The organism is Microcella sp. (assembly GCF_033763155.1).
Classification (GTDB): domain Bacteria; phylum Actinomycetota; class Actinomycetes; order Actinomycetales; family Microbacteriaceae; genus Microcella.
This window is the reverse complement of sequence record NZ_JANRKZ010000232.1, coordinates 1-2468: the sequence shown is the minus strand read 5'-3', so window position 1 is coordinate 2468 and position 2468 is coordinate 1. Positions and strand designations below refer to the sequence as shown.

3 protein-coding genes are annotated in these 2468 nt (G+C 67.0%); 2 read left to right on the top strand and 1 reads right to left on the bottom strand.

Features of this window, described 5'->3' with window-relative positions:
- Together upp and SFU54_RS09840 are read left to right on the top strand one after the other, a co-directional pair.
- Positions 1–278 (top strand): uracil phosphoribosyltransferase (upp, locus tag SFU54_RS09845; protein ID WP_319016096.1); only part of this gene is annotated, 278 nt, incomplete at its 5' end.
- Positions 279–638: 360 nt separating this feature from the next.
- A complete protein-coding gene (locus tag SFU54_RS09840; RefSeq protein WP_319016097.1) occupies positions 639–1361 on the top strand; it encodes a winged helix-turn-helix domain-containing protein in 723 nt (240 codons plus the stop codon).
- A gap of 90 nt (positions 1362–1451) precedes the next feature.
- On the opposite strand, the gene SFU54_RS09835 is transcribed toward SFU54_RS09840, so the two are convergent.
- Entirely contained in the window at positions 1452–2369 is a 918-nt protein-coding gene (locus SFU54_RS09835; RefSeq protein WP_319016095.1) for a glycosyl hydrolase family 32, read from the bottom strand.
- Positions 2370–2468: the final 99 nt, after the last annotated feature.

The following is a 2468-nucleotide window of genomic DNA, read 5'->3' as shown; positions in this document are numbered from 1 at the left end:
AGCTCGAAGGCCGCCAGTGCTTTGTGCTCGACCCCATGCTGGCCACGGGAGGCTCATTGCTCGCTGCGATCGAGTTCCTCTTCGCCCGCGGCGCCGACGACGTCACCGCCGTCTGCATCTTGGGCGCCCCTGAAGGACTCGAGATGATCGAGAAGGCCACCGCAGGGCGCGACGTCACGATCGTGCTCGGTGCGCTTGACGAGAAGCTCAACGAGAAGGGCTACATCGTGCCGGGCCTCGGCGACGCGGGTGACCGCCTCTATGGCACGGTGGGCTAACGCCCCTAACTTGACGCTCTGCGTCGCCCTCGGGGATACTTGCCCCTATGACCGTCACCGCGAACCTCCTGACCGCCTCCGAGGCTGTGGAGACCGCTGGCATGATGATGCCGGCGAGCGCTGACGTGTGCTGTCGAATGTGCGCCTAAATGGCCACCCGTTCGCCCGAGTCGTGCTGACCGGCCGATCCATCGTTTGACGATGTCTGATCGCACCGAGCGCACTCACTCCGCATCGGGGCCGGATGCTCCGGCTCCCGATGCCCGCACCCTCGACACACAGCTTCCGATCGCCACCGCCCCCTCGGGCACCCCGACTGTGGGTGGTGAACCGTTCGACTCCGCAGAAAGCGTCTCGTCCATGTCTCTCGCCACCCTCTCTCCCCGCACGACCCACCCGGCACCCCCCGCAACCCCGACCGTTACGCCCGCCGCGCCGCCCGTGGCCACCCCGCGCATTCGGGCGGTTCCCGACGGCACCGAAGCCCGTGGCTTTGTGCTCTACGTTGGGCTCGACGAAGCGAAGGCGGCCGCCGCCGGCATCGACCTTGGTCGGCTCGTTGTCGAGCTCAAGAAGCTCACGACCGAACTCGCTCCGGGTGCTGAGACGCACGCCGCTGTCGCCCTCGCTCCCGCGGGCGCGGGTGGCCGCGACGTCGATGTCGTGCGACTCGCACTGCAAGACCCCTCGGCACTCGCTCGTTATCGTCGCGACACCACGGCTCCTGCCGAACCCAAGGTCGAGGGCGTGGTGATCGACATCTCCCGCAAGCGCGTGTTGCTCGACGGCGACACCGCGCCGCTCACCTACAAAGAGTTTGAGCTGCTGCAATACCTCGTTCTTCGCGAGGGCCGCACGATCGAGCGCGCCGAGCTCATCACGTCGCTGTGGGCCGACGGTGCCGATGGCGATGAGGACGTGCCGAACGAGCGCACGATCGACGTGCACGTGCGTCGCCTGCGCGCGAAGCTCGGCGGGTATGAAGACATCGTGCGCACGGTGCGCGGCTCGGGCTACCGATTCGACCGCCACGCCGATGTGTCGATCCGCTACGCGTCGGCACCGAGCCCCGACTTCTTCTAGGCGGCAACGCGGGATGCCCGCGAGCAGCGACCCGCACCCCTCACCCGCGTTCGCTCCCGTCGGTGCGCCCCCGGCCCGCGCCCGTCGCTGCTAAGGCACCCGCACGTTGACGGTGCCCCGGCTCGTCAACTCGAGCGGGATCGGCGCGCCGATGACTCCCTCGAATGGCCGCGTCGCCGTGACGTTGCGGAAGCCCATCATCACGGGGCCAGACGGTGTCTCAACGACGCGACCCGCGTAGATGCCGTCAACGTTCATGGGCTCGGCTCGGTCAAGAGCGAACGGACCCAGGGCCGACTCGGCGGGAGCGCTGTAGTACCCCGTGCGGCGCTCAACGCCCTCGAGGCTGATGTCGGTCTCGAGGCACGAGAAGAAGAGCACGGGCGTTTCGCCAAAGGTGTGCACCTGCAGCACTTCGAGTTGCAAGAATCCGGTCTTGATCGCGAGCGGCTCGTCAACCACCCACGAGAGCAAGTCATCTGACGTCGCGTGCCCAATGCAACCGTGACCGTAGAGATCGGTAGCCGTGACCAGCATGTGCCAGCGGCCATCGGTGTGTCGGAACACCCACGGGTCTCGAAACGCCTCGACGCCCTCGCGGTCGTAGGTGGAGTACCACCGCGGGTCGGCGACGGCGATGGGGTCGGGCGAGACGCGCGTCCACGTGATGAGGTCGTGCGAGGTCGCTTGGCCGACGCGTTGGCGCGTGCCCCGTGTGGTGGCGTCAATACCCGTGTAGAACATCCGCCAGACGTCGCCATCTTTCACGACGCTGCCCGTCCAGATGGCCTGGTCGTCGAAACGACCCGCTTCGCCCGGTACGAGTGCATCGGGAAGGTGCCGCCACTCGCGCAGATCCCGAGAGACAGCGTGGGCCGCGACGGCACTCCAGTGCCGCATGTCGGGGTCGCCCAACGAGCGCGGAGCGGCCAGGAAAAAGGCGTGGTAATCGTCGCCATCCTGGGCGTACCACGAGTCCCAAATCCAGCGCTGCGGGTCGTCAATCACAATGTGACACCTTTCGAATGGGGTAGTCGGCGATAGTCTCAGTGAACACGCTCGAGGCCGCCCGTGCCGCGAACGAGATGGAGAATTCACGATGGCGAC